At 42.0% G+C, this 25,861-nt stretch carries 24 protein-coding genes and 1 tRNA gene; 3 read left to right on the top strand and 22 right to left on the bottom strand.

The features are described from left to right. Positions 1–37: 37 nt before the first annotated feature. Positions 38–112 (top strand) — tRNA-Glu (locus tag CVU62_02305). A 743-nt stretch (positions 113–855) separates the two neighbouring features. Here CVU62_02305 and CVU62_02310 read toward each other — a convergent pair. Both CVU62_02310 and CVU62_02315 read right to left on the bottom strand, forming a co-directional pair. Then, positions 856–1,359: a hypothetical protein gene (locus CVU62_02310; GenBank protein PKN39050.1), complete on the bottom strand. Its 504-nt coding sequence runs from the start codon at positions 1,357–1,359 to the stop codon at positions 856–858. Further along, a complete protein-coding gene (locus CVU62_02315; protein ID PKN39051.1) occupies positions 1,356–1,667 on the bottom strand; it encodes a hypothetical protein in 312 nt (103 codons plus the stop codon). Before CVU62_02315 ends, CVU62_02310 begins: the two co-directional genes overlap by 4 nt. A 340-nt stretch (positions 1,668–2,007) precedes the next feature. Between CVU62_02315 and CVU62_02320 the strand changes: the two genes are divergently transcribed. Next, positions 2,008–2,415, top strand: coding sequence for a hypothetical protein (locus CVU62_02320; GenBank protein PKN39052.1), 408 nt, complete (start codon positions 2,008–2,010; stop codon positions 2,413–2,415). A 445-nt stretch (positions 2,416–2,860) separates the two neighbouring features. On the opposite strand, the gene CVU62_02325 is transcribed toward CVU62_02320, so the two are convergent. From CVU62_02325 to CVU62_02370, 10 genes are all read right to left on the bottom strand, one after another. Then, entirely contained in the window at positions 2,861–3,325 is a 465-nt protein-coding gene (locus CVU62_02325; protein PKN39053.1) for a hypothetical protein, read from the bottom strand. Continuing rightward, the gene (locus tag CVU62_02330) at positions 3,285–3,839 is read right to left on the bottom strand and encodes a hypothetical protein (GenBank protein ID PKN39054.1); all 555 of its coding nucleotides are present in this window, start codon (positions 3,837–3,839) and stop codon (positions 3,285–3,287) included. Before CVU62_02330 ends, CVU62_02325 begins: the two co-directional genes overlap by 41 nt. Positions 3,840–3,917: 78 nt before the next feature. Beyond that, the gene (locus CVU62_02335; protein PKN39055.1) at positions 3,918–4,199 is read right to left on the bottom strand and encodes a hypothetical protein; all 282 of its coding nucleotides are present in this window, start codon (positions 4,197–4,199) and stop codon (positions 3,918–3,920) included. Further along, complete coding sequence (locus CVU62_02340) at positions 4,196–4,411, bottom strand: transcriptional regulator (GenBank protein ID PKN39056.1); 216 nt, start codon at positions 4,409–4,411, stop codon at positions 4,196–4,198. The genes CVU62_02335 and CVU62_02340 overlap by 4 nt, the downstream gene beginning before the upstream one ends. 172 nt (positions 4,412–4,583) lie before the next feature. Continuing rightward, complete coding sequence (locus tag CVU62_02345) at positions 4,584–5,720, bottom strand: hypothetical protein (GenBank protein PKN39057.1); 1,137 nt, start codon at positions 5,718–5,720, stop codon at positions 4,584–4,586. A gap of 303 nt (positions 5,721–6,023) precedes the next feature. Then, positions 6,024–7,193 carry an integrase gene (locus tag CVU62_02350; GenBank protein PKN39058.1) on the bottom strand — a complete coding sequence of 390 codons (1,170 nt, stop codon included), beginning with the start codon at positions 7,191–7,193 and terminating at the stop codon, positions 6,024–6,026. A 262-nt stretch (positions 7,194–7,455) separates the two neighbouring features. Further along, positions 7,456–8,523, bottom strand: a complete 1,068-nt coding sequence (locus tag CVU62_02355) for an integrase (protein ID PKN39059.1) — start codon at positions 8,521–8,523, stop codon at positions 7,456–7,458. Positions 8,524–8,809: 286 nt separating this feature from the next. Beyond that, a complete protein-coding gene (locus CVU62_02360; GenBank protein ID PKN39060.1) occupies positions 8,810–9,304 on the bottom strand; it encodes a hypothetical protein in 495 nt (164 codons plus the stop codon). After that, on the bottom strand, positions 9,268–9,597 hold the full coding sequence (locus tag CVU62_02365; GenBank protein ID PKN39061.1) for a hypothetical protein: 330 nt from the start codon (positions 9,595–9,597) through the stop codon (positions 9,268–9,270). The genes CVU62_02360 and CVU62_02365 overlap by 37 nt, the downstream gene beginning before the upstream one ends. A gap of 149 nt (positions 9,598–9,746) precedes the next feature. Beyond that, entirely contained in the window at positions 9,747–10,118 is a 372-nt protein-coding gene (locus tag CVU62_02370) for a hypothetical protein (GenBank protein PKN39062.1), read from the bottom strand. Positions 10,119–10,370: 252 nt separating this feature from the next. On the opposite strand from CVU62_02370, the gene CVU62_02375 reads away from it, so the two are divergent. Continuing rightward, the gene (locus CVU62_02375; protein PKN39063.1) at positions 10,371–11,555 is read left to right on the top strand and encodes a hypothetical protein; all 1,185 of its coding nucleotides are present in this window, start codon (positions 10,371–10,373) and stop codon (positions 11,553–11,555) included. Positions 11,556–11,742: 187 nt separating this feature from the next. Here the strand turns inward: CVU62_02375 and CVU62_02380 are convergent, their stop codons facing one another. From CVU62_02380 to CVU62_02425, 10 genes are all read right to left on the bottom strand, one after another. Further along, positions 11,743–12,261: a hypothetical protein gene (locus CVU62_02380; protein PKN39064.1), complete on the bottom strand. Its 519-nt coding sequence runs from the start codon at positions 12,259–12,261 to the stop codon at positions 11,743–11,745. Positions 12,262–12,322: 61 nt separating this feature from the next. Beyond that, positions 12,323–12,505: a hypothetical protein gene (locus CVU62_02385; protein ID PKN39065.1), complete on the bottom strand. Its 183-nt coding sequence runs from the start codon at positions 12,503–12,505 to the stop codon at positions 12,323–12,325. Between the two features lie 552 nt (positions 12,506–13,057). Continuing rightward, positions 13,058–14,716 (bottom strand): hypothetical protein, encoded by a 1,659-nt coding sequence (locus CVU62_02390; GenBank protein PKN39066.1) that lies wholly within the window; start codon positions 14,714–14,716, stop codon positions 13,058–13,060. Positions 14,717–14,793: 77 nt separating this feature from the next. Then, positions 14,794–15,666, bottom strand: a complete 873-nt coding sequence (locus tag CVU62_02395; protein PKN39067.1) for a hypothetical protein — start codon at positions 15,664–15,666, stop codon at positions 14,794–14,796. Positions 15,667–15,670: 4 nt separating this feature from the next. After that, a complete protein-coding gene (locus CVU62_02400) occupies positions 15,671–17,833 on the bottom strand; it encodes a hypothetical protein (protein PKN39068.1) in 2,163 nt (720 codons plus the stop codon). A 537-nt stretch (positions 17,834–18,370) separates the two neighbouring features. Further along, positions 18,371–19,285 (bottom strand): hypothetical protein, encoded by a 915-nt coding sequence (locus CVU62_02405; GenBank protein ID PKN39069.1) that lies wholly within the window; start codon positions 19,283–19,285, stop codon positions 18,371–18,373. Positions 19,286–19,378: 93 nt separating this feature from the next. Then, a complete protein-coding gene (locus CVU62_02410; protein ID PKN39070.1) occupies positions 19,379–20,449 on the bottom strand; it encodes a C4-dicarboxylate ABC transporter substrate-binding protein in 1,071 nt (356 codons plus the stop codon). Positions 20,450–20,654: 205 nt separating this feature from the next. Then, positions 20,655–21,788, bottom strand: coding sequence for an acyl-CoA dehydrogenase (locus CVU62_02415; protein ID PKN39071.1), 1,134 nt, complete (start codon positions 21,786–21,788; stop codon positions 20,655–20,657). Positions 21,789–21,800: 12 nt separating this feature from the next. Continuing rightward, positions 21,801–23,306, bottom strand: a complete 1,506-nt coding sequence (locus CVU62_02420; GenBank protein ID PKN39072.1) for an acyl-CoA dehydrogenase — start codon at positions 23,304–23,306, stop codon at positions 21,801–21,803. Positions 23,307–23,347: 41 nt separating this feature from the next. Beyond that, positions 23,348–25,804 carry a hypothetical protein gene (locus CVU62_02425; protein ID PKN39073.1) on the bottom strand — a complete coding sequence of 819 codons (2,457 nt, stop codon included), beginning with the start codon at positions 25,802–25,804 and terminating at the stop codon, positions 23,348–23,350. Between the last annotated feature and the right edge of the window lie 57 nt (positions 25,805–25,861).

The raw sequence follows: 25,861 nt of genomic DNA on the forward strand, positions 1-25,861 counted from the left end.
TACCATCTGCTGTCAGTTAAGTTCCATCAAACAAAATGGTCCCATCGTCTAGTGGTTAGGACGCTGGCCTCTCACGCCGGAAACCGGGGTTCAACTCCCCGTGGGACTACCACTAGAAAATCAATAACTTATAAAGAGATTTCAATTTTCTAATCATCCACAAAATATATTCCCCCTATACTATCCCCTACAAAGAGAACAAAAAAGGTGGTTTTTAGACTAATAAAACAGACCCGGGGGACACCAGATAGTAAGAGTTCTCTTTTTTCGCAGTATGGATCAGCGCGTTGCACGCAAAGGGCAATTCCCTTTTAGATAATATATAAACAATATTGATTGCTTAAAGTCTGCATAAGTCCATTTTTAACAGTAAGTAGGCTAACAAACATAAAAATAGGGGTTTTGCCGTGTTTTGCTCAAAGTGTTGCAATTATTTTAGTGCATATAGCTTACTTGTTTTATAAGCGATATAAGCTATTTATATTCTACTTGCATTATGAAAAGAAAAATAGAAGTGGTACAAAATTGAGCAGTTTTCAGAGGTATAGCCTAAACACACACAAGGCCAAACAAGTGCAAAGAGGCCATAAAAAGCTTTAAATACACCTAAAAATAGGCCAATTTTATTTAAGAAAGTTCACAAAAAGTAAACATTGTAAAATCGTTTAAGTAATAAATAACATTAATTTATTAACTAAATTTGATTTTAAGAAGTTAACAAAAAGTATAAAAAGTACAGGGGGGCGGGGAAATATTCAGAAAATTAAGTTATGAATCAATAAACCCTCTTTAGTTGCGCGGCAAATTTTATAAAAATGACTTTTACGTTTACCGCTCATAGTATTCTAATTTTTATTAGTGTTGCATTACAGATGCATTAAAGGGATCATTCTTGCTAAATATTAACAGAGGGTCTTTTGTATCAAGATAGTTTACTACAGTAATGAAATCACAATATTTATTATTTTGTAAAAACACAATGCCTCTATTTTTAGGAATTTTGTCAACCCTCATGCTTATATATTTATACGTTTTTATGTCGTAAAGATATACAACGTCCAACATGCCATCATCTCCAAAACTGATAATTAGATGATATGCTGCAACCAAGGAGGTTTTTTTAACAGTAGTTTCCGGTTCACCAATAATCATAGCATACGCCGCTTCTAACATAGCTTCATACTTTAATTTCTCAAGATCATCGTTTTTTACTTGTTTTTCAGAATTTAATTGTTTCTCCATTTTTTTTAGGTTTTCAAGACCCTGTAAAGCACGTGCCTTCCAAAGCAGATCAACATCTTGCGCTAAAGCAGTAGAAAAAAAACAGAAAATAAATAAAGCAATAATAATTTTTTTCATTTCCCCCCCTTTTTTTTAAATGCAAAAACCGACACAATAGCGATCCCAATTGTAACAACATTTACTAATGACCATATCTCCCGGTTCAGATGCACACGGAAAATTGGATTATAGAGCAAAGCTGTAATTCCCAGAATCCAAACCCACCCCTGCATTTTTTGTTCAAATGATTGGAATGCAAGATAAGCAAACACGCCACAGCAAACCCAGCGAAGCAAAATATAATACGCATATGAATTGCTTGGATTAAGTGCCCATAGAAGCATAAAGATACAAATGACCTGCGGAATCCACAGTTGTTTCTTCATTCATTCCCCTTCTAGTATTTTAAAAATGCTTCTGATTAAGTTATTTGTGAAGATTAAAGACTGTAAAAAAATACTCTTATGGAATTAATTTGTCAATAGGGGGGTAGTTACCCCCTACCCGGTATAGTCAAAAATGGATGTTTATTGCCACGGTTGATAGTTACTGACCAGCCTCTGAAATTTCCCTAAAGTTTTTTATAAAGTAATTTTAGATAACAGGATGTATTTTCTTCTTTATAAAAAAATGAATGGTGTTAGCATAATTGAACGATTTTTAAAGAAAGATAAGTTCGTGTATTAATTGTTAGGTGTTGTTAAACATTGAAAGGAAAGAAACGCAATGGATACATCAAAGGACTATTCCGATAAAAATATCTTGTTGCAACTGACTCGTGAACAGAGGTTACAAATCTATAAAGAAGAAAAGGAACGAATAAAACCGGAGCAGAAATGGCTCTCAGATAAAAATAAAAGGATTATTATAATTCTATATATTATAGGTTTAGTGACGGCTTATTTCGGTAAAACTTTCATTGAATTATTTAAGACCGGACAATGGAATTATAAACCAAACTCAGAAATTATACTTCAACTTCTCAACTCTGTATTTTTACTATTCATGCCATTAATAGCAGGTTTTGCAACAGTCTTTATTATTTATATGCCTATTATGATGGTTTCTCTGTTAATTTTTGATTTCGACTTGACGGGATATCTGATGAAGATTTTCCATCTTGACGACGAATAAGATCGTAACGATTGTGCATAGCTTAGTATATTTTTTATTATCATTAACTTAATAACAGGGCATAAAAAGAAAGTCGCAAGATTAGTTAATAAAACTATGAATATCAATATAATATACATAGTCTATGATATTGGATTGAATTGTTGAAAGGTAAGTGCACTTCGTAATATAAAGAAATTTTTTAACAAAACTTAAAACACCAGGTTACCGTAAGACCTTTAACAAGACTCTTTTTTACTTCTATACGTGGCTATCATGTAAACGCATATAGATTTACTTGTTGCTTATGCTTTTTCCTATGCCTTAACTCTAACCGTTACCTTTACCTTAACTCATACCTATACTTTAACCTATACTTATACCTTTACCTGTACCTATACTTATACCAGTACCAATTTAATATTGCTGTAAGCCTTGTAAATAAATAGTTTGCAAAGATTCATTGTCAATTTAATTTCTCTATTAAAGAATCAATTACAGAATAAAGTTCGCTATTTTTTTTGTGTGAACCGTCTTTGTTTTTAGTTATGGTTTTAATATGCGCTTTAAAAGTTCCGTTCTTAAATATTGACGGTGACATTCTGTCTTTTCTTGCCGGATTAATATTGTTATTGGCAAGAACCCATTGCTTATAATATTTTGAACCCGGCGGGACTTTCTTAAAAGCGTTCATTGCCATAAATATTTCTATTCCCTCATATTCATACGGTTCTATAATTTGAAACCACAAGTAAATTTTCGTTGTTCCGTAGTAATTTTTCAAATCATATTTTATATAACAGACTTTACACAACCCCTCTGGAATACTCGGCCTTGCTTCCCCGGCCTCAAACCACCCTTCTAAATCTTGTTTTTCCAGTTCTTCAAATTTATGCAACTGCTGTTTGTTTAATTTCTCTGCCAAAGGCATTTCTTTCACCCCTTAACAAAATAATTTTATCTTCAAAGTTCCCCTTAAAAAGTAAATCAATTTTAAATTCTATCTCTGCCAGTGCACCCATAAGCCCGGCAAAATAAGCCGCGCCTTGCTCCGTTAATGCGCCGGGATTCTCTTTTACTTGTATTTTGACTTTGTGCAGTTCGCGGGATTGCTGGCAAAGTTTCTCATAAAGATTATTAATTGCCTCTTCATAATCTTTTTGAATTTTCTTTTCTCGCGCGATTGTCGGATCAACCCGGACAGGCTGGCCGCTTTTTATTCCTAGATAAATAAGCGCGTCTTTAAAAGTGATTCCCTTCAGTTTCATAATGAATGAAATCACGTCCCCGCTTTCACCGCACCCCCAGCAATGAAAAGTCTGTCTATCCCTATTCACCATAAAAGAGGGTGTTTTTTCAGAATGAAAAGGACAAAGTGCCTTGCCACGTTTCAATTCAATTCCTTCCTGTTCAATAACGTGTTTAATGTCTGGTTTATTGTCCATTAATCCTTTCCCTTAACCAATAGAGTCATGTTGCTAGAACCCCTTCTACAAAAGCCGCCAGAGCATTAGAAAGCGAATTTAAAGCCGCGCCGCCCTCATCTTTTCCATGTGATCTTTAGGCATGATTCTTTTTACAGTTCGCTTTTCCCGGTTTTGGTTGTAGGCCATGAAAGGATGAAGTGAGCAATGCGGCATATTACAATCAACTTTTCCGTCTGCGTAATATCCGGCGCAATCATAACAATGAGCATTGGCCGCCTGTTTTAAAGTTAGCTTCTGGCCGGATAAGTGTTTAAGCAATTCATTTTTCCCTTTGGCCGTCTTTCCGTATTTTCGTATGTTCTTAATTCTTTCAATCATGCCACTACCTCATCAAATGTAATGCGCCGACCTTCCATGAAAGCAATCACATCTTCGCTTTTGTATCTGATTGAGCGCCCGCCCACTTTCAGATAAGGCAAACCCTTGCGCATGAAACGTTCATTGCGTAATGTTGAAACCGCGCGGCCTGTTATTGCCGCAACTTCCTTTTCATTGAGATACGTTTTTCCTAATAACTCTTTTTCTGACATTTTATTTCCCCCTTAAGTGATTTACAGTTACGGAAAAAGAAAACCCGTAAGCTGAATGAAACTTACGGGCATATAATAATACTGGAAGTGATTATTGGCAAGAAAAGCTTAGTCTTTACAATTACTTATGTCCCTTAAAATTTAGGGGACAGGCGAAATTTAGGGGACAAGTTTATAAATATGTAACAGGATCATCTTCTCTTTGTTTGCGCTTTTTTTCCTTCTCATATTCTCTAGCGCAACTTTCTTCATAACAACGTTGTCTCTTATTATCCTTCGCAATGAAAAAAAGATTACAATAGGGGCATTTCTTCAATCTCTTTCTATCTTCTTTTTTATTGATAAATTGCATTGCAGAAAAACAGCAAACTCTAAAGATCAAATTATCCCATTCAAACATAAATTGAAAACTATTTCCGCGATACCAATGACCTACTGACTTCATTTCCCAACTACCAATGAAATTATCACTACCATATCCTTCAGCCCATTCACCAAATTCATATTCTTCAAATGGCAACTGCATTTTTATAATATCATCTTGATCATCAAGATAGTAATCGTGCCTACATTCGTTATATGATTGCAAAATGGTATGAATTAGACTTATCTCTATTAGCTCATTGCTGTGAGTAAGTTCTTCAAGAAAGTGTCTAAGGAATCCTCTAAGTATGCCCATATCACCGTTTCTATCAATAAGATAATTAAGTTCATCCATTGTTTTTTGAGAAATATATCGAAACCTGTCGTCAGTAATTTGCTTTTTTATTTTCTCAATTTCGTCATGAACATTTCTCAATTCTTTATATTCAAATTGATATAGTGGGTTCAATCGTTTATCAGAAAAATCAATCGAAACCTCATCGGGTTTAGGCAGTATGTCTTCTGACCAATCCAAGTATTGCGGTGCAAGAGTGAATACAAGAGCTTTTCTTGAGTCATCAAAATCTTTAAACTTTAGATATTTTCTTTTTGTTTCTTTGCTATCTTCTTCACTTGAAGACCTTTCAATAATAGTGTCCTGTATGAGATCAGGGGCTTCGTGCAATACAAGCAATGCTTCTGCTTCACGCATTTTTAGGGCAACAGCTCTTCTTTCTGTATCATTAAATTCACTTAGAAAATCGTCGTATAGTTTTTTTATTTCGTTAACTTCGTACAAAAACAAATCATCAGTTTTAAATAATTTACATATATTATCAAACAAAACAAGGTAAGCCGCCAAGGTTGTTTCTGCGTTTACAAGATGAGCTAAAAAAGCTCCGTATTCTTTAGGTGGAAATGAAAAGCGTTTACGTTTTTTATCCATTGCTTCCCCTCTCACAAGCTTCCCCTATGATTTATCCGGGGAAACGGAAAGGGGTGCTTCCGCTTATCGGCTGGCCTGCCTATCCCCGGACTATTCTTTTTTATAGTGTGCGAAAATCCCCTCTAATCTTGTTTGCTCACACCACCTTTGACAAGTTTTAAGCCTTGTATTTCATGCCGTCCCTGTTTTTGTAACCTTACTTTTTCAAATTCTCTTTTTCGCTTTATTTCTTCAATGTCTTTTTGTATTCCATTAAGTATCTTTATTATTTCCCGTTCTGTATTCATTTGCGCCCTCTCTTATTTATGCCTTTTTTTCTTTGTGAAGTTCAACCACGTTTTTATTTGTTGCCGCGTCAATGATATTCCCGGCCAATGTTGAAGCGTTCCTCAATGCCTCATCTCTTAAATGCGCATACCTTTGAGTCATAACCGGGGATTTATGCGTTAATAGCTTTTGTATTGTATATAAATCAACTTTGCCACTTGAAGCAAGCATAGAAGCGAATGAGTGCCTTAAACCATGCAAGGCGCGAAAGTCTGCCGGGATTCCAGCCGCCTTTTTAATTGGATTCACGCGGCGGCGTATATCTGTAAAGGGTTCACCGTCTGGCCTTAGAAAAACATATTCAGAAATTTCCTTTTTATTGTTTCTTATGATTTCAGTTTTGGGGTGATTCTCTAAGACTTGTCGCGCCTGTTCATTCAGAGGGATTTTCTGACTAACGCCGCCCTTTGGGTTTCTTATAGCGATAAAGCCGCGCTGAAAATCAATGTCATTCCATTTCAACTTGAACATTTCCCCGCGCCGCATACCCGTATATAAAGCAAGGCGCATAATGTTGGCCGCCTCAATATCTTCTGACTTATCAATGGCCGTTAATAGGTTTTTTAATTGTTCGGGGTTTAAATCTTCTGTCTTTTGGTTATCAACTTTTATTGTTTCAACTATGAAATTCAGATTGCCGCATAATTGCCGGGATACTCCGAAATTGACTATGCGCTTAAGCAATCCAAAAACATGTTTGACTGTTTGAGGCTTTAAAGTCTTTAGTAATCTAATGCGCAAACGATCAGCTTCAAGCCTTATAATCTTGTGCGGTTCTTTATTGCCAAAGTCCGGCATTAGATATTTTTCAAATCTTCCCCTGTCTGTATTGATTGCTTTAGAGTCTGCCTTATTTGCTTCATATTCTTTCCACAAACGCGCCAGAGTCATTTTCCCGGCCTCTGCTAACTTTGCCGCCCTCACTTGCTCACGCCGGGAAGTATTAGAAGGTTCTTTTCCCTTTGAACGTTCGGCACGAATACCCGCCGCCTTTGCCGCCGTCATGTCATTTTCAAATTGACGGCCTGCCTTTTCTTCAATCTTTTTACCATTAAGATAATAGATAATATAGAATGTTTTTTCTTTCCCTTTAGCTATGTAATAAACGCCCGGATATTTCGTCTTTATTCGGTCTTGCTTTGGCATTTCTCATTTCCCCCTTGTCTTTGTATGCCTTAAATATTTTCCCCTACACTATCCCCTACACTTGAAATAAATATAGCAATTAATAATAGTAAGTCAAGGGAAATGATATATGCCTTGATAGCATTGAATTATCTAGGATTAGATTATTAAAGGTATGAAAAAGTAAAACAGGGATAAAGGTTAGAATTCGGCCTCTCACGCCGGAAACCGGGGTTCAACTCCCCGTGGGACTACCATAAACTTGTCTAACAATTTCAACTGCTTATAGTGCTATTAATTTTTGTTGTTGTTGGTTTTGATACATGGTCGTGACTTTTGGTCGTGAATTTCTATTCGATAGAATTTCAAGAGCCGGTCTGATCGGTGCAAGTCCATGAATATATCTTTCCGTTGTCGCTAATTTCCTGTGTCTCAAAATACTTTGAATCGTCACCATCGGAACACCCGCTTGAGCTAAGATACTAGCCGTCAAATGTCTTACGGCGTGCAATCCGAAAGGCTTAACACCTGCCTTATTACAAATTCGCCTCATATGACGTTGACGAGCTATAAATGGAACACCTTTTTCAGGATTAGGAAACACCCATTCGGTTTTTGTTGCTTGCCGGTGTAGAATCATTGCATTAAAAAGTTCATCTGTCATTGGCAGCCAATCATATTCAAGGCTACCACCAAGTCTTTTTCTTGTTCCGATTCTCACCTGCTGACCGGCAAAATCAACATCATCCCATTTCAATCGGTATAGCTCCGATCTTCTGGCAGCCAAATGAAGATAGGCAAGGAGCATTACTTTATCTTGCCCCTCTAGGCTTTCATAGACGCTCCAGAAATCACTTTCCGGAGGCACGTAACGATTATGTCTCTCTTCCGGAAAACGCTCCGTTAAACAAGGATTAGGTGAAGGCAGACTCAAATATTTAATGCCCCAATTCCACCCAGCGAGCAGATTTTTTCTTTCCTTATTCGCCGCATAACCTGATCGCTTTGTCGCTTGCATCCGCAGATAATTGAGCACTATGACAGGCTTAATACTTGCAACCGGCAGAGATGGATCAACTTGTTTGAAAAATCTTTTGAATACTGATTTCTTTTCATCAAAGGTTTTTGCCGAAAATTTGATTTCCGCATATTCAAGATATTTTATTGCCCATTCAATGAGCGTCAAGGATTCCGAAGGGATCATCAATTCTTTTTCTGGTGTGTTTCTTATTTCCGATTCCCATGCAAGGGCTTTTGCCTTGGTATCGAATATCCTGTAATACCTCTTGCCCTGTCTCATCACATCGGCTATCCACTCTGTCTTGTTCTTCTTCTTTCGCTTGTAAGGCATGACTTGTCTCCTCTATTGCGTGAATGATTAAATTTTCAAAGAACAAGAAACGGCGTCCTAGCCTAATACCACCAATGAGATGATAATATCGCCTTACAGTCTCAGCGTCAACTCCGAAATATTCAGCAACTTCCTGAGCTGTCAACTTCTTGCCTAGCTTATTATTTAATTCATCCATAATATTAATTATTATAACTACTTATAAGTATGGCATTCTAGACACTATTATGATTCAAGCAACGGTATTATGTCCCGTTTGCTATCATTGAGACCTTTCCTCTGTTGCCTATGCAAACAGAGAATTCTGAAGTAAAGGACATCCATCTTGAAAATACTTCAACGGCCCGCCCACATCTATATCGCCCTTTTTAAATGCGTATGCTGATTTACAAAGATATTCTTCAGCGCCGCATCCTTTTCCTTTATACGGATGAATCCTTGCATATCCACCCATCTTATTATGCAAATCCATATATCCTAGTCTATTTACCCATTCCGGCACTCTACCTATCAGATCGTGGAAATGTATCGCGCCACGATATTGTTCTTCTCTAGCTCTAATCCAGATGACCCCGTCATTAGGTCTTTTCCAATATCTGACGCCGAATATTTCCCTGTTCAGAATATGGATAAGTTTATCGTGAATTTTTATAGCCGCTTCCGGGTGAATCATTTCATCAGTAAAGGGATTATCCCTATATGTGAAATGACAAAACCAACTCCACGGCCACTGGCTAACAAAACTCACCCATTCTTTTGGTAAGTTATTGGGTCTAAACATATAACCTTCCCGTTTCTCTGTTTCTTATCCCACAGGCAATTTCTTCTAAATTTTATCTTATGACGTTTAAATAACCTCACATGCAACCGTCTATCTTCTTTCAGACCATTCATTATCTGGGTCAACGTATTGACTCCAGGTGATACATATTTACTAGCACTCGTACTTTCGCACATGCGCGCCTGCTCGCTCGCGGGCGCTCTACCCGCGCCGCTGCGCGCAGGCTCTCTAGATTTAATCCGATTTTGTATGTTTTTTAATTCGTAAGTAAGACGCTTTTTCGAACCGTTCATTCTCAAATCCTCATAGCTGGATGAGAGCCTTGACAGGTTCAAGATGCACTGATAAACTTCAGACATCCTGAGTTTGTCGAAAGACTCTCTGGTTACTGAAAAGTCAAGCATTCGCACCCGCTAAAGTCGCTTGCTTGGCTTTTCTTTTTTTATCCTTTTTTCTTTTTACTTACTTTTTTCTTTTTATCAAAATCATCCACTATTTCATGATACAATTGACGCAATTCTTCATCAGTCTTTTCCTTATATAATTTCTGAAATATTGCCGAAATCATTTCTTCTAATATCTCACATGCAAGACCTGATCTTGTAGTCCTCCATCTTTCTGCTAAATGATCCAGTATTGCTACTTTAAATTTATCTATCCTCATCATCACGGGAACACTCAAATCTTCATAAGCATCTATTAAATCTAAGGTCTCTTCTTTTCTATTAATGAAATTAGTAATGTTTTCTTCAAACATTGGCCCTTTTTTGTTCTCCCTATCTCCGGCTTTCTTATTTAATATTTTTTTCTTCACGGCATTATCTCCTTTCAGAATAATCATAATGATTACATTTTGTAATCATTATAGTAAGTATTTTTATTATGTCAAGCTTTTTTAAAATTTTTTTTGTAATTAAGAAGTCAGCTCGGCACCGGCTCCGACGAGCTTGGCGGGAGCCCATTCTCGCCGGTGCCGTGATATTTGTTTTTAACCTTTATTGACAAATATTTATTTATATGTATGATTTTCCTCAACTATTGTAATAGACATTAAAAGGAGATTATTATGGAATGGAAAGAAGCTAAAAACGGTGACGATGGGAGCATCTCAATTCCAGATAATTGGTTATTTTTATACTATTACGAAGCTTTGAATACTCTCTTTCGCATAGAGAATGCACTTCGCGTTTTTGTCTACATTGTACTAAAGACGCAGTTTAAAGACGACTGGCTTAATCTCTCTGCCATAAGTGACGACGAAGAAAACACTACTTTAGGAAAAGTCGCAAAACAAAGGATGAGTCAAGCACGTAACTTTGGATATTTGGGATATGTGATACCATGTCCCTTAATGTATATGACAAGCGGCGAACTCGTACGCCTCATGACATCAGAGGCTTATTGGAAGTATTTTGCTGCATACTTTCTTGGCACTAAAGAAGTTATGAAAAACAAATTAGATGAGATTGGTGTCGTTCGTAATGCTCTTGCCCATTTCAGACCGATTAAAAAGGATGATGTTGAATTAATCAAGCAGAACGCTCGACATGTTCTCGGGAAGATAGAACCTTGTCTAACTGATATTATGCGTTGTGCAAACGTAGTTCCCACTAACACACAAGATGAGTGGTATACACAACTGAAGACACTCGGAACAGAAAGTTGTAGATTGTCTTTTAGACAGAGCGATGATGAAAATTGGATTCGATTGACGTTAGATTATAAGTGCGCGGTAATTAAACAACAAGGAAATCGACGAATCAGGCGTCACCGTGTCTTGCAGATCAATACACCTGCAATATTGCACCTTCTTCCAGAACTTAAAGGACTTTTGGCTTATCTTTCCGAGTCAGTTACATATCCAAGTTTGATAGAAGATGGATTAACACTAAATAAATCGGTCATTTTTCTATTTAATAAAAATATACTGTCGCAAAATTACAAAGCGTTGAAAGAACACATGGAGAGTTTATTAAGATTTATCTCTGAGGAGTCAGAATTACTCAAGGAGGATAATCTCGCACGCGGCGAGATTATTAGGGCTGTAAATGTATTAGCACGCTATAATAAAACAGAAGATGAAGAAGTTGGATATTGGTCATTTACCTATGATGAAATGTTTTGTGATGTGAAAGAAAGTGACCCGCCAGAGTACTGGGGTAGAATAGGGACTGTTGATGTAAACTATGTCACGTCCACAGATGATTATCCATGGATGCCAGTATCAGTGTCTGAGTCGGTGCCATTCTGAAATAATGACATCGGGACTTAATCGGTTTACACAAAATTAAAACTTAATATAATTGTTGATTTAGGCGTTTCCGGTATTCTCTTTAGCTGCAACGATAGTTTATTTTATCTCTTAATTATAAATAAGTTTTTCGGTAAGTTTTCTTGAGTTATTTTTCAAATAGAAAGAAATTTACAGATGATTAATTTTATTTATCAGCTTTCACAAACTTTATTCCATAAGTAAACAAAAGGAGCATCATTAAAGAATGGGGAGAAACAGATTTATAACGTAAGTATAGTAATAAATCCTGCCATTGATCTGACGTTATTTCAGGATTTGTTTTTAATTTAGGATTATTTGTATCATAATTGCAATAGAGGAAAGCCAATGAAATTGCGAAGATTTCGTTGATTATTGGTATAAACTCTTTACTATCTGTAACATTTTCAAGAGATTTAATTGGTTTTAACTTTCTTATCCAAAATGCTAAATGCCCCATTTTTTTATAAACATTAGGACATTTAATTTCCGAATATCTATCATATATATCCATATCTTCTAAATATTTCAAAAATACTTGTTGACCTATACTCAAATCAATCTCGAATTTAACGTTTTTTCCCAATCCCAAATCATCTGAAAATTGGGGTAAATGTTTATCAAAAAAGTTTTTGATGAATTCAACAGAAGGAGGCTTACCATAGGAGAAATCAGAGAGAGGCATAATATACCCTTGTCGATTGATTTATCAGAATTGATTCAATCAATGAATTTTTATTGAAAACTTATTTTACAGCACAAATATTTTTTGCTGCAGTCTTCAGCGCTTTAAGATTGCTCGCTGCGAACTGTTTCCAGCCATTCTCAATTTGTGCTTTCGTAAGGTCTAAACGTACCCCACGATTTTTTGAAAAACTTATTTTTTTGCCTTTTTCATCAAGAGGGATATTAATATATGTAATTTCCATAATTGCCCTCCTTTCTTTAAAATTTTTTTAATTATCAACAAAGAACTTTTAGCTACAAATTAACTATTTAAATGGTTCTATTTTGTAATTATACACTTTTTTCAAAAATCAACAATTTTTTTTATTTTTCAAGAATTGATGATTATACTTGACTAAAAGTCAAGCGATTGCAGCCTGTAACAAATTATTTATCTACTTGTCAATAGAAAAAATAATATTCTTACTTATATAAATAAGAATTACTTTTGCTTAAAATTTGATACTAATGAATAATATGAATTATTATTTAAATAATCAAGTATTATTGGGTCGTGAATTTAGTCGGGACTTAATCGGTTTTAATCGGTTTAAACAAATTTAAATCTTAATAAAATGGTGGATTTAGGCATTTCCGGTAAACTCTCACGCCGGAAACCGGGGTTCAACTCCCCGTGGGACTACCAAGCAAATCAATAAGTTACAAAATTTTCAGCAGTAGTGAAGCATTGATAAATCTTTATTTTCCAACCTTCTTGCCAATCTTCAGCCCTAAAATTGGTCTTTTTGTTCAATTTATAATTCGGTGATGAGCGTTGAAAGGTAAGTGCGCTCTTCGCCGATGGGAATCTTCGGAAGGATGACCTCCTGCACGGCTTTTTTCGCCCGCGTTATGCCCTGCTCTTTCTCTTTATCCGTAAGTTCAATATCGTCAAGTTCGGACGCCGCCTCGATTGATTCGCGTAAGCTGAAGACGAATTTGATCGGATCGTCTGATTTTCCCTCGTAGTAGGCACGGTATGCTTCGCGTATCTTGTTGGCCATGTCAACGATCTCCTTCAAATCTTCAATACGCTCCTTGCGATCTGCTGTGAGAAAATCTGCCGCCAGTGGATCGCTCTTGTCATTTACAACGTTATCCCAAAGCAATTGGAAGTCCTTCAGGTCGAGCTCCTTGAGATTCGCGACATACTGGCGGAGAATCATCGCTTCGTCAGAACGGTACTGTTTCGGCTCATGGGATGTCTTGTCCTCTTTTTCGAATGGTGGATAGGTAATTTCCATGATGCGCGCCCGCGATTTGATCGTTTCCGCGAGCGGCTTCACGCCCATGTAGTGTTGCGGATTTTGAAGTCCGACCAAGACAACTTCATTCGCCGCCTTAACCACTTCTTTGTCCTCGCCAAGGAAAAGCGCGCGGTCGTGATCGAATAGCGAGTTCAGTATTTTCGCCACTTCCGGCTTCAGGGTGTTGATTTCGTCGAATTCCAAAATCGCGCCAGGCGTCTCAAGCGCCTCCACGACGGTGGAATTGATCCGGTATGTGCCACGCTTCGAATCATATTCCAGCAAATATTTCAAATCCTGTTCGTCCTTACCTGCCGAGCAGGTGAAGCGGAAGACCGGCCGACGTGTAAGATACGCCAGATGGTCGACGATTTTGTTTTTACCGGTGCCCGCATCGCCCTGGATAATCACGACGCCCTGACCGCGCTCTCGCTGGCGGTTCATAAGGCGGATAAATTTCTCCATTGTCTTGACAACATGAAGAGTTTCTACAAAATACGGATCGCGCCCCAAAATTCCCGTGACTTTCTTAGTGGCCACTCCGTTCAAATGCCGCAGCACCCGCAAGACCCACTCTGAATTCGGGTGTTTTTCATGCAGTTCTTTGAGATAAACCCGCGCTTTCTCTTTTTTCTTTTTATCGTCGCTTGAAATGTTTTTAATGGCTTCAAGATAATTTTCTTTTGTATTCTTCAGAGCTTTGAATTTCTCGATGGGCATGAAGCGGTCTTTATCTCCAAAACGCACCTTACCCTCAACGGGCTCCCCACCGGGCTGTATCTCAAGGCCGTCGCTCCGCATGAAAGAAATATCCACCATCGTCTGCCCTTGTTCGCGGAATTGGTGCGCTACGATGTCCCATGAAAGTTTCTCTTCATTGTCCTCGAACACTGTCGTCCACTCGCGTCCGATGCGCACTTTTTTCCCGTTTCTTTCTTCGGCAATCATTTCTCTCTCCCTGCTCCGGCTCTCAAGAAAGGCTTCCACTTCGCTCACTTTCACCTTTACGTCCATCTGGCAAAGAATCTCCTTCACCTCTTCGGGAACGTTCCGGGACTGTAGAAGTTCTTCTCGCGTCCTTTCGATTTCACCCAGGCGATCAATGTCTTCCTGACGTAAGGCACTTAATGATTCTATTTTCCCCATGGTTTTGAATTTTTCTTTCATTGATTTCTGTTGCTATAAAATATTTTTTACAACCAAAAAACCGGTTAGTATCAAGATTCCAATAGCCAATGATGAAACTACCGGGACGGACACACGCCAAGGTGCAATGACGAGTATCCCCTGACAACGTAGTTAACACCCAGGCCATTGGAGCCGAATTTACCGACCAACATGAAGTAGCCATCCGACGACTGCACATCGGTCCAGTCCCAATCCTTTTCCAAAATGTGTTTGTTCCTTACATGGTAATATGCGGGAATGTCGTACGCTGCCTCGGCAGGCGTTCGCCGGGTAACGAATTTTGGATCGACCTTGTGTTCCTTCGCCCATTGTTGCAAAATTTTTTCCTGTTCGTCCCAATTCTTACTGCGCGACTCATCGAGTACTTCTTTTTTGACGATTGCCCACGTCATCCGCACGGCATTTTTCTGGTCCGTCGCAAACTTTTCATTATTATACCAACTCAGGTCATAGAAAAGACCTTTAAATTTCTTCCGCAAATTCTCTATCGTGGCCAGTAGTTCCCTGCCTTCGTGCATGATTGTCGGAGTCCGGAGGACTACCATAAAACCCTCGTCTTTCAGGCGTTCGATATCTTCCCTTGTCAGGCTCTGTTCCTTTATTTTTTCAATCCACATATTGGCGATTTGTTTCTTCTCATTTTCATTGAACTTCCGGCCTGTGAATTTTTCAATCTCCAGGATGCCGAGGAAATCATTTTTGAAGAGCGCTTTTATTTCACGCAGGGACAAGCCTTCCGGCGCACGTTCACTCTCCGGCAGCGTTTTTTCCCTGAGCCGGTTCAGACTTTCCAGCACGGCTCCGAAATCGTTTGCCACAAATGATTCCTGCGCCCGCTTCGCGAGGTCGGTAAGATCCCTTCGTTCGCTTTCGGCCTGCGTCTTTTCGTTCTTTTTCCTGAATGCTTCAAATGAAAATTTTTCCAGCATGGTATTATAAACTCTTTTTCTCGAACCGCGCGAGCTGATTGCTCAAAATCTTGAGGAATGCCTGCTGTAACCTGCCCACGTCCGGTACCGGCAGACCGTTCTTGTCATAATATTCCTTGATAGTTGCTTCCATCTCGTATCCTATCCCCACGCCAATCAGAGGGATTTGCTTAGACCATTTTCGTACGATGTTGTGTAGCTCCCATTCGGCGCCTGCGTGCGCCGCGCTCGGCACAGGTTTGCCATCGGAAAACACGATGAGCACCCCTGCCGCGTTGTTTTCCATAAGTTTTCGCTGGAGGCGGCGAGCGGCGGCGTCCACTGCATAACCGTCGTCGTTCCATTGAGCATTGGATGTTTCCACTTCTTTTAATACGCTCATTATCTTTAATTTTTTCTTCCCGAAGTACTCTTCATCGAATCTTTTAAGTTCGATCAGTTTATCATGGAATGCAAGTATCTCGAATGGCAAGCCTTTTTTCGAAAAAGCCTCCGCCATAAGGATGGCTGCTTTCAAAGCTTCTATGATATTCCTTCCCCGCATGCTGTTGCTCACGTCGATAAGAAGCGAAAACACCACTTCACGTATATCGGGTATTTCCCTGGTTTCAAAGAATTTGCCATGCTCCGTGGGAACTTCCCTCGCCAATCGTTTGGCGTCAATCCGCTTCCCTCGCTGTCGGCCGCCTTCCCATGCTTCTTCTTCCTGCGGCGGGAAAACCTCGTCCAAGCGTTCGACTAGTATGTTTACGTATTTTTTGATCTGATCATAATACTTGTTATACTGGCTGCGTTCTTCTTCCGTCAGGCCGGTCGCACGTTCCCGGAGCCGTTCTTCGGCTTCGCGAGCGGCCTTCGCTACTTCTTTTTTGGTCTTGTTGATCTGTTGCGCTCGGTCAGCTTCGCTTTCCTCGTATTCTTTCTCTTGAGCTTCGGCTTTTTTTACGTCCTCGTTGTTCACCTTGCGCGGTTTTATTTCAAGAGTGCCGTCTTTTTTCTCTGCCACTTCCACCGACTTCGGCTGAATGTGCCCGACAAATTCGCGTTCTTCTTCGGTAAGCTTTTCGCGCGCTGCCGTGCGGTATTTCTCTGTTTTCTCCGGAGACAAATCGTCCGACGAACGCTCAAGTTGCCCTTCTTCAGACAACATTCCTTCCTGCGACGCGTTTTCCTGTTCTTTCCGGGACGATACTTCTTCTTTTCCGTTTTTCTTTTCTACTGATTCCTGTTGCCCTTCGCCCTGTGTTTGTCCTTCCTGAGATTTGCCCCCGCCACTTCTATGTTGCGATATATTTTCAGATTCCGTACGCTGCCGCCTGGCTTCCTCTTCCACGTACCTGTCAATCAGTTCCTTGAAAACCGGCCATCCTTTCCGCCAGAGGATTTCCCGGAAAGCTTTGCGTCCCTTGCCTTCGTGCAGGTATTCGTCAAGTGCCGCCTGCGTTTCTTCATAGGCCTTCAGCACTTTCGCATCCTTTATCCTTGCCTTCATTGCCTCGAAGTCAAATCCCTTAATGAACGGTTCCGCGCCTTTCGCCCAACACAACGCGCTGTACTGGACAGGAAGCGGTCGCTTTTCAAAATCGTGCGTGAGCGCATCAGCAATATCCTCCTGGAGGTATGCACCAAGGCGCCACTTTGCGGTAGCGGATGTCTGTCCTTCAAGGGCGTTCGAGCGGCCGTCTTCCCACGCGTCGTAGATCATGAAAAGATCCATTGGCTGATAGCCTTCCATCTTCGCTCCCTCCTGTGCCTCGATAACCGACCGATAATCGGAATGCTTCAGACGGCCGACTTCACGGCGAAAAATGCCGAAAATGTAATCTTCGCTCCGATTTAGAAGATCTTTTTCAGAATACGTCATAATTTCCGGAGCAAGAAGTTTCTCGTCAAATTCTTCCAGGCTTTTTCCGGGATACCTGCGGCGTTCCTCTTCAAATTTTTCGGAAAGTCCCGCCGTCCATGCCTGCCCAGGCATCAGACGCAAACCGAAATTTTTTGACAATGTTTTAGCGACGAAACGAAGACGATTTTTCAGTTCCTGGATTTCGCGTTGATTACGCTTTTGTTGATCGGCTTTTATCTTTTCAGAGACAAACGTTGCGGCCTCAAATGAGGTCTTTTTCGCTTCCGGTTGAAATTCTGTATCAAAGGATACTTTCTTCATGGTGATGGTTTAATTATATAAATTATCAGCATAAAAGTCAAATTCCGAAGGGATAGCCTCTAACTACAAGCTATCCCTTCTTAAATTCTTAGAGTGTTTTATTTCTAATAATGACTTATTAAATTTCGATGTTTTGTCCAGAATCCATAACATGTAATGTATCTGTAATGTCTGAATAAATAGCAGCTTTTACGCGTTCTTGAGTTAACAGGAATAGTACTAGATTCAAAATTGCAATTACAAAAAAACAGAAACGACTCCGTATCATAAAAACATCCTGATATTTCATGAAAGGCTTTATTGTTATCGTTCCCTCTCAGCAGACTTGCCTCGGTAAGGACGGCAGGATTATCAGGATGAAAACCATACGCAGTGATTGAAGAACAATTCATAATCCTCTTCACTCCATACCGGGCGGCAGCAATCAGGACATTCTTCGTTCCATTTTCTTTAAGGACGGTATTGATACCCAATGTCGCATGAAATGGGTGGAAAGCCATTACAGCTTCCCACCCATTTCAATAAAAAAACTGCTTTTCAAAACCATCTCTCTCTATGTTCCATGTTGTACCGCGCCTTCTGTTTGGCCAACTCATTTACCGCGCAAAGCCCGCCACCAAGTTTACAGGAATCCATCTCGATTACGCGGTTATTCAGCTTATCATACATTTCTTCATCCTTGATGAGCGGAGCCAGATACCTTGCCTTAAACATATCCGCCAATCCAAATTCACCATTTTCGGCTTTGTTGCTGTTAGCAAAAGCTTCCATGGACTCATCTGCGCCGCCACCCAGACCGCTCCATCCTGGATAAATTGCATAGACGATGCCCATAGCCATCCAGCAGCCTCCCCAGGCATAATTCGGATCGAGCTCGATGGAACGTTTGACCATGGCAATCCCGTCCTGAACATCGGTAATCTTTCCCACTCTATCCAATTGCAGTGTGCAACGCTTGGCAATATTAAGAGCACACCAGGTCATAGCCTTCAAATCATCCTTGGTCAGGAACTTTACAGCATCAGGAATCTTAACCCCTTCTTCCATCGCTTTACGAAATTTGGAATTATTGGCTTTCAGTGCCCTCATACCGTAATCCGCTCCGACTTTATAAAGGGATATGGCGTAATCGTTATTTTCGTCCTCTTCAAACAAACCATAAGCGCAATACAAGTAAGAAGTTGTTGCCAGCAGGTTATAATCTGTCGGCGCCAACTCGGTCAGACCGGTAACCACCAGTAAAGCACCGGGAAGGCCATCTCTTACAAAAGTACCATTTTTTGTCCTTAAAAGTTTATCCACAAGGTCGTCCACCGACGTATCCAGCGCGGGAACGACGGTCTTCTGTACAGTATGCCGCGTTGCTGTACACCCTGATAAACCCATAGTCAGGAAAACAATCAAACAGAGGATTGAAATACCCTCGAAAAGCAGTCTAGTCTTTCTTGTCATTATCCCCGCCTCCGTAAAAATTAATTTTTTTGGAAAATAAGCTGCATTACACCCTGCGTTTTCTTCTGCAGGACAGATAACTGGGCATCCTGTTTATTTTCTATTTTTATTCCTATATTCCGCCAGGATTCCCTTAAGCTCCGCCAACTCGGCTTTTGTATAGTATCCCTTCTCGGCAAATTCATCCCAAACAGGGAGGAGTCTTTTCTTAAATACATCAATCTCCGCCCGTGTCATCTTGGTCTCTTTCAAACCGTATTTATACATGGCTTTAAGACATTCTTCATTATCGTCACGAACTCTCTGCCTAAACCCCTTCTCAATTGTTGCCATAAAATTATCAATAGCAACTTGATGCTCTTTAGGCAATTGGTTCCATGCCATTAACGAAATGATTCCAATTGCCGGCGAATATCGTATGCGAGCGGTATTGACGTATTTCGCAATAGTATACATCTGAGTGCCTACTATCCAGATAGCCGGGCTGACACTGGCATCGATTACGCCCGTGTGGTATGATGAAGCTATCTCGGGTACGCGAACCGGTACAGGACTTGCGCCAATAGCTTTCAGAGATCTTTCTTCCAACAGCCCGTTCCACGTTACGATCTTGACATCCTTGAAATCATCGGGTTTCCTTATTTCATGTTTTACGGAATAAATTTGATCGAAATCCTGTTCCGCCAGCAAGAAAAGGTGGTATCCTCTTTTTTCATACCATTGAGAAATTCGCGGTCTTAGCTTAGCGTAAACATATTCCACTTCCTGATAATTATCAAACATGAACGGGAGTTCTATCAAGGACATCTCCGGACAGGCCATTATCGTTCCCTGTCCGGAAAATCCTCCTCCATGTAACTGACCGTTCCGCATTTTGGCTATTATATCCTGGTCATCACCCATCGTACCGCCGTAATACCAATCCAGCTTCACCTCGCCATTCGTTGCTTTTGTTATTCCGGGTGCAATTATAGTTTTGATTAAAGCCGCCCAGCCTACTCCGTTGGGGGCCAGTGTACCCATTTTTAGAACATACACTGTTTTACCATTTTTGATTTGTTTAACATTATCTATTGCCCACGCTTCTTGAAATAAAAAAATTGAACAAAAAGAAAAAAGAACTAACACTTTCCACAAGAGCCGCACAACTTTTCTATCTTTCATAAAAAATTCCTCCCTGAAATATTTATGATGTAATGCGTAGCCTAAATTACCGAGCAAACACAAAAAGAAACAAACCGTTTTAATTAAAGAATATTTCCCCCTTTCAACAAATTCTCATACTAAACACCCTCCTCTCATCGCGTGCAAAGCTCACTTCGAGTTGACGGAAAAATCCGGCGGCGATACGGATTCTTTTCGTTAACTTTTATGCTATTATTTCACGTATGAGCGCCAATTTCTTAAGCGGGACCAAGCCAAGGAGCGCCTGAACCTGTCTGGCATCACGGTAGCGTTTTTCCTGCCCATAGTCCTTCATGTACCCGTTGCCACCCAGCAGTTGGACACCGTCGGTGACAACCTCGCACGCCAGATCATGGACATGCAATGTGGACGCGATGCTTATCTGTCCCCAGTCTTTAAGATTCTCATCGATAGCCTTGCAGGTCTGAGTCACACAGAGTTCAGCAGCTTTTGATTTGATCGCCATGTTAGCCAGGAGCATCCTTACTTCCGACCAGTTGATGACGGGTCTGCCGCCTTGTTCCCGCTCCTTCATGTAATCGATGGCTTCCTTGAGAGATCCTCTCATGATACCGGCATTGATGGCCGCGGCAGCCACGTGCATGATTGTGGATGCAGCTTCGAAATACTTTCCACCTTCACCTTCCCCGCCGATGATCTGAGCACTTGCTCCGTTTAGTGTAATGTCTATAATTGGGCAAGCATGGAGTCCAAGACTGAAGATAGGCCGGCTTTTTCTAACTGCCTTATCATTCAGATCTACAAGGAAGAATGAATAGCTCTTACCGCCGGCAGTTCTGGCCGGTACGATAGCCCATTTCGAAAAATTGCCCAGAACAAGATAGTCGAGCTTCCCGGTAAGTGTATAACCCGTACCGGAAGACGAAGCCTGCGGTAAAGCGGCTGCCTGACCGGGATCGGTGAAAGACGGAAAGGCGACGAGATATTCCCGTGCATTCGTCACGACAGGGTATATCTTTTTAGCTATCTCATCTGAACCGGCATTCAGAATGATCTGCTGGGACATTGCGCTTGTGAAGATAATCAGGGAGTAGGACGCATCCACCTCGGCGACATGGCCGAGCATCATACACATTGTACTGATCCCCTGTCCGATACCGGCGTACTTCTCGGGCAGCATGATACCAAGAAATCCAAGATTATAGATATTATGGAATACATTCTCGATGAGTTCAGTATCGAGCTTGCCGAAGGGGTATCGGTCATGCTCCTCCACATGCGGTTTGAGTTCGTCTTTGGAAAATTTTGTTATGAGTTCTTCAAATGGTTTCAGGTCTTTGTTTAATGCAGTCAGCATGGTGTCCTCCTTTTATTCTTCAAAGAATGTTGCCTTGGGACAGGCAGGGGCAATGATGGATTTGAACAGATTGATCCGGTTGAGCTGGTTGGTGCCCTCATAGATCTGGAGAAGTTTGGCGTCTCGCAGGATCTTCTCTGCGCCGTTGTCCTGCCTGAGGCCGGCCTTGCCCATGAGTTCGAGGGCCATTTGGCAGTTCCTCACCCCTAAATCCGTGCAGGAAAACTTGGCCATCGAAGCCAGTCCTGTAGTCAAGTGCTGGTCCTCCGGCTTCTGCCAGTCCAGGTACCACTTGCTCATCAGCCATGTCCCGATCGATTTGTTGAGCAGGGAAGCAATGATTGTGTTGAAAAACCACAGCGGCATATACTTCAGATAGTAGTACATGGGTTTCATCTGAAGAAGGTTGTACGGACCACGATGCTGATTGGCATAATTTGCCTCCTGATAGGCGAGCCTGCCTAGTCTGACATTGGCATACATTTCGGCCAGCCGACATTGCACCCATTCGTATGTAACCATCGACTTGCCGTCGATTTCGGTTTCATTTGCATACTTGAGAGCGGCATTGAAGGCCCCTCGCGCAGCCCCGATGCCAAACGCGCCAACTGCGGCACGGGAGATAGAAAAGACATAGTCGATATGACGCATGTTCATGTCGCGGGGGGAATGATCTGTAAAGGATTTAAGAGATTCAGGATAAGTCAGCACATACTCATCTGGCACGAAGCAGTCTTCGAAGTTGAGCACGCTGGCCGGACAGATTCTCTGACCCATCTTGTTCTCGTGTCGACCAAAGGAAAATCCTTTCATGCCGGTTTTAACCACCATGGAAACCTTGGTATCGGCGCCTTTTTTCAGGTCTCCATAGGCATAGAGGACGGTCCATTTCGAAAGATGTCCCATGGAAATGAAAATCTTGCTGCCGTTGACGATGTAGCCGCTCTTGACTTTCTTGGCATGACAGCCCAGCCTGCCGACAGCTTCCAGCTCTACCTCTTCCACGTCGGTACCGGCGTTGGGTTCGGTAATGGAAAAAGAAATAAGGCATGGTTCGCCGGTTTTTTCACCATCAACAACTTCACTTAGAACTTTCTTTGTTACTTTAGCATTGCAAGACATCATGAGTCCTGTCATACCGAGATAATGCACGCCGATCACATTGGCGATACCAAGGCAAACCGATCCGATCTCCTCCAGGAAATATGAGATGGATGGCATGTTGTAGCCCTTCCCGCCGAAGAGCTTTGGTATCCACAAAGTATAGAAGCCCCATTCGTTGGCCTTTTTTACCAGTTCCACGGGGAAGTAATCCGGGTCTTCATGGGTCTTGCGATCTAGTTCGAGGCATAAAGGCCTGGCAACCTCGTCATTGAACTTACGTGCGAGTGCGATCAGTTCTTCTGTTTCCTTAATCATGGCCCTGGGCATCCGCGGCGCATAATACATGGAAAGGGTCTCGTCCTCGAAACGCGGGAACCGTGATATGAATGACTTTACATCCGATCTTTCCAACATAAATCCTCCTTATTGTTTTGAGAAATTCAATAATTCCTGTATCACTCCACCCAGTTAATCTTCGGAAATTCGCGGTCCACGGGTTTATCAACCTGCACCGCGGGATAGCCGAGGGTAATAACTATGGACACCGAGCTATAAGGCCACGCGAGTCCCAGTTTTTTACCGAACTTCATTTTGGTTATAGGATCAAGGTTCAGCGCATTGGCCACGAATCCTACATAGCAGGTTCCCAACCCCAGTGAATGTGCCGCCAGCACCATGTTTTGTCCCAGGATGCCCATACCGAGCTCCGGTTCGGAGATGTGCAGACTATGTTTCAAAAGGAATATGGCCACCGGTGCGTGGAACATGCAGTGTGCCATTCCTTCGCCGAACCTGGGCGCCAGCGAACCCTGTATCGCCGCCATTGGCCTCTGATCGATAGAATTCGGTTTGATGAAGGCCAGAGCTTTTTTCAGTATTGTTCTGCCCAACCCCCTGCCCTGATAGAGCTTGGTGAAGATGGCGAGGAACTTAAGCGAGGAATCGGAAAGATCTTGCAGAAGCTTCCTGTCCGTAACTACCACAAATTTCCATCCCTGGCAGTTGCCCGCCGATGGCGCAAACCTGCCCGCTTCAATGACCCGGCTGATGAGTTCTTTCGGCACAGGTTGATCTTTGTACACGCGCACTGAGCGCCGACTGTACAGCACCTTTTCCACACCGGTGAGTTTATCTCCTATCTCGCTCAAAGGAACAGGTTTATCCAGTTGAAGCGGATTGGGGAATCCCTGACCAACCTCTGGATAATCGAAGTCATAGGCAAATCTACCTTCTTCCACATTGTAGAAATGAGGAAAAACCAGGGCTTCCTGCGGGCAGACTGCTTGACAATCGTGGCAGGCAATGCAGATCTTGCCGAAATATTGCACCCCGGCAAAATTCGGCTCGTTCAAACCGCAACCGAGGCATCTCTTTGGTTCAGCCGATACCTGGTTGCCATTCAACGTGGTACAAACCTCCGTATCAGGCTGACTGAGTCTTTGTTTTACCGGAATGTCCGTGGATTCGCTTCGCTCTTCCTTTTTAATTTCAGGAAAAGGAACACCTGTGTAGTCGATCTCTTTCACTAGAGGCACTGTTGCCTCCTTGCCCTTGATGAAGGCATCGATGGCCAGCGCAGCTTTTTTTCCCGCGCCGACGGCCTCGGAAACCAAGCCCGGCCCCTGTGCTGCGTCACCTCCCGCGAAGACTCCCTTCTCGTTCGTATTCCCCATGATGCCGGACGTAAGCCAGGATGAGCCGAGCAGGCGTTCAAAACCTTCTGATTTAAGGTTCTGACCCACGGCAATAATGAGAGCATCAAATGCAATGTCAAACTCACTTCCTTGGACAGGGACAGGTTTCCCTCGTCCCGATTCGTCCGGTTCTCCCAATTGCATTCGCTGGCAGATCGCCTTCCACGCCGCGCCGTCTTTCGATATTTGTACGGGAGCGCACAGAAACTCAATTTTTACGCCTTCCTGCCGGGCTGCCTCCACTTCTGTTTGATGTGCGGGCATCTCAGCAATGGTCCGGCGATAGAGGATGGTCACCTCTGAACCCATGCGGCGTGCCGTTCGCGCTGCATCAATAGCTGTATTACCGCCGCCAACGACAATGACTTTTCCCCCCAACTTGAGGGGTTGGTTCTTCTTTACAGACCTCAAAAAATCCAGCCCTGGATAAACGCTTGCCTCCTTGTCCCATCCAAAACTCACAGAACTACTGTTCTGAGCACCCGGGGCCAGATAGACAGCGTTGAAATTCTTTTTCAAATCGTCGAGCGTTATATCTTTTCCGATGGCGACGTTGAGCTTCATGGTAATGCCCATATCGATGATTCGCTTCATCTCCTTGTCCACCACCGATTCGGGCAGACGATATTGCGGAATCGCCCAGGTGAGCATGCCCCCCGGTTTTGATCCCGACTCATACACGGTAACCTGATACCCTAGCCGGGCAAGCTGGTATGCGCACGACATCCCCGATGGACCGGACCCCACCACCGCAATTTTCTCACCGAGCACCTTGGCCGGCCTTGCAAAGGATAGCCCCTTGTCGATGGCGTAATCCCCGATAAATCGCTCCATGCCGTGGATGTTGAGTGCCGCATCCACACCACGCCGGTTACAGGAATTCTCGCAAGGGTGCGGGCAGACCCTTCCGGTAACAGCCGGCATCGGGTTCGTCTCCGTGATTGTTCTCCATGCATCTTCATAAGAGCCTTCCTTGGAAAGGAGTTGCATGTACCACCTGATATCTATTCCTGCCGGGCAATTGTACTGACACGCCGCCTGCTGCCTCTGCGAAGGTTCTTTCCGCGGAACCATTTCAATGGATTGGACTGGACATTGTTTGACGCAGACGCTGCATCCAACGCACTTGTCTCTGTCAACCTCGATGCCGAACGGTTTTGTTGAAACCGGCGGATCACTAACATACTTGAACTTGCTTGGTTTAAAAGACCCGGACATACCCAACACCCCCTCTTTTGAATTTTTTCCTTACGTAAGTATTTTTGTGAGATTTTT

It is taken from the genome of Deltaproteobacteria bacterium HGW-Deltaproteobacteria-2 (genome assembly GCA_002840505.1).
In the GTDB taxonomy this organism is placed as follows: Bacteria; Desulfobacterota; Syntrophia; order Syntrophales; family Smithellaceae; genus Smithella.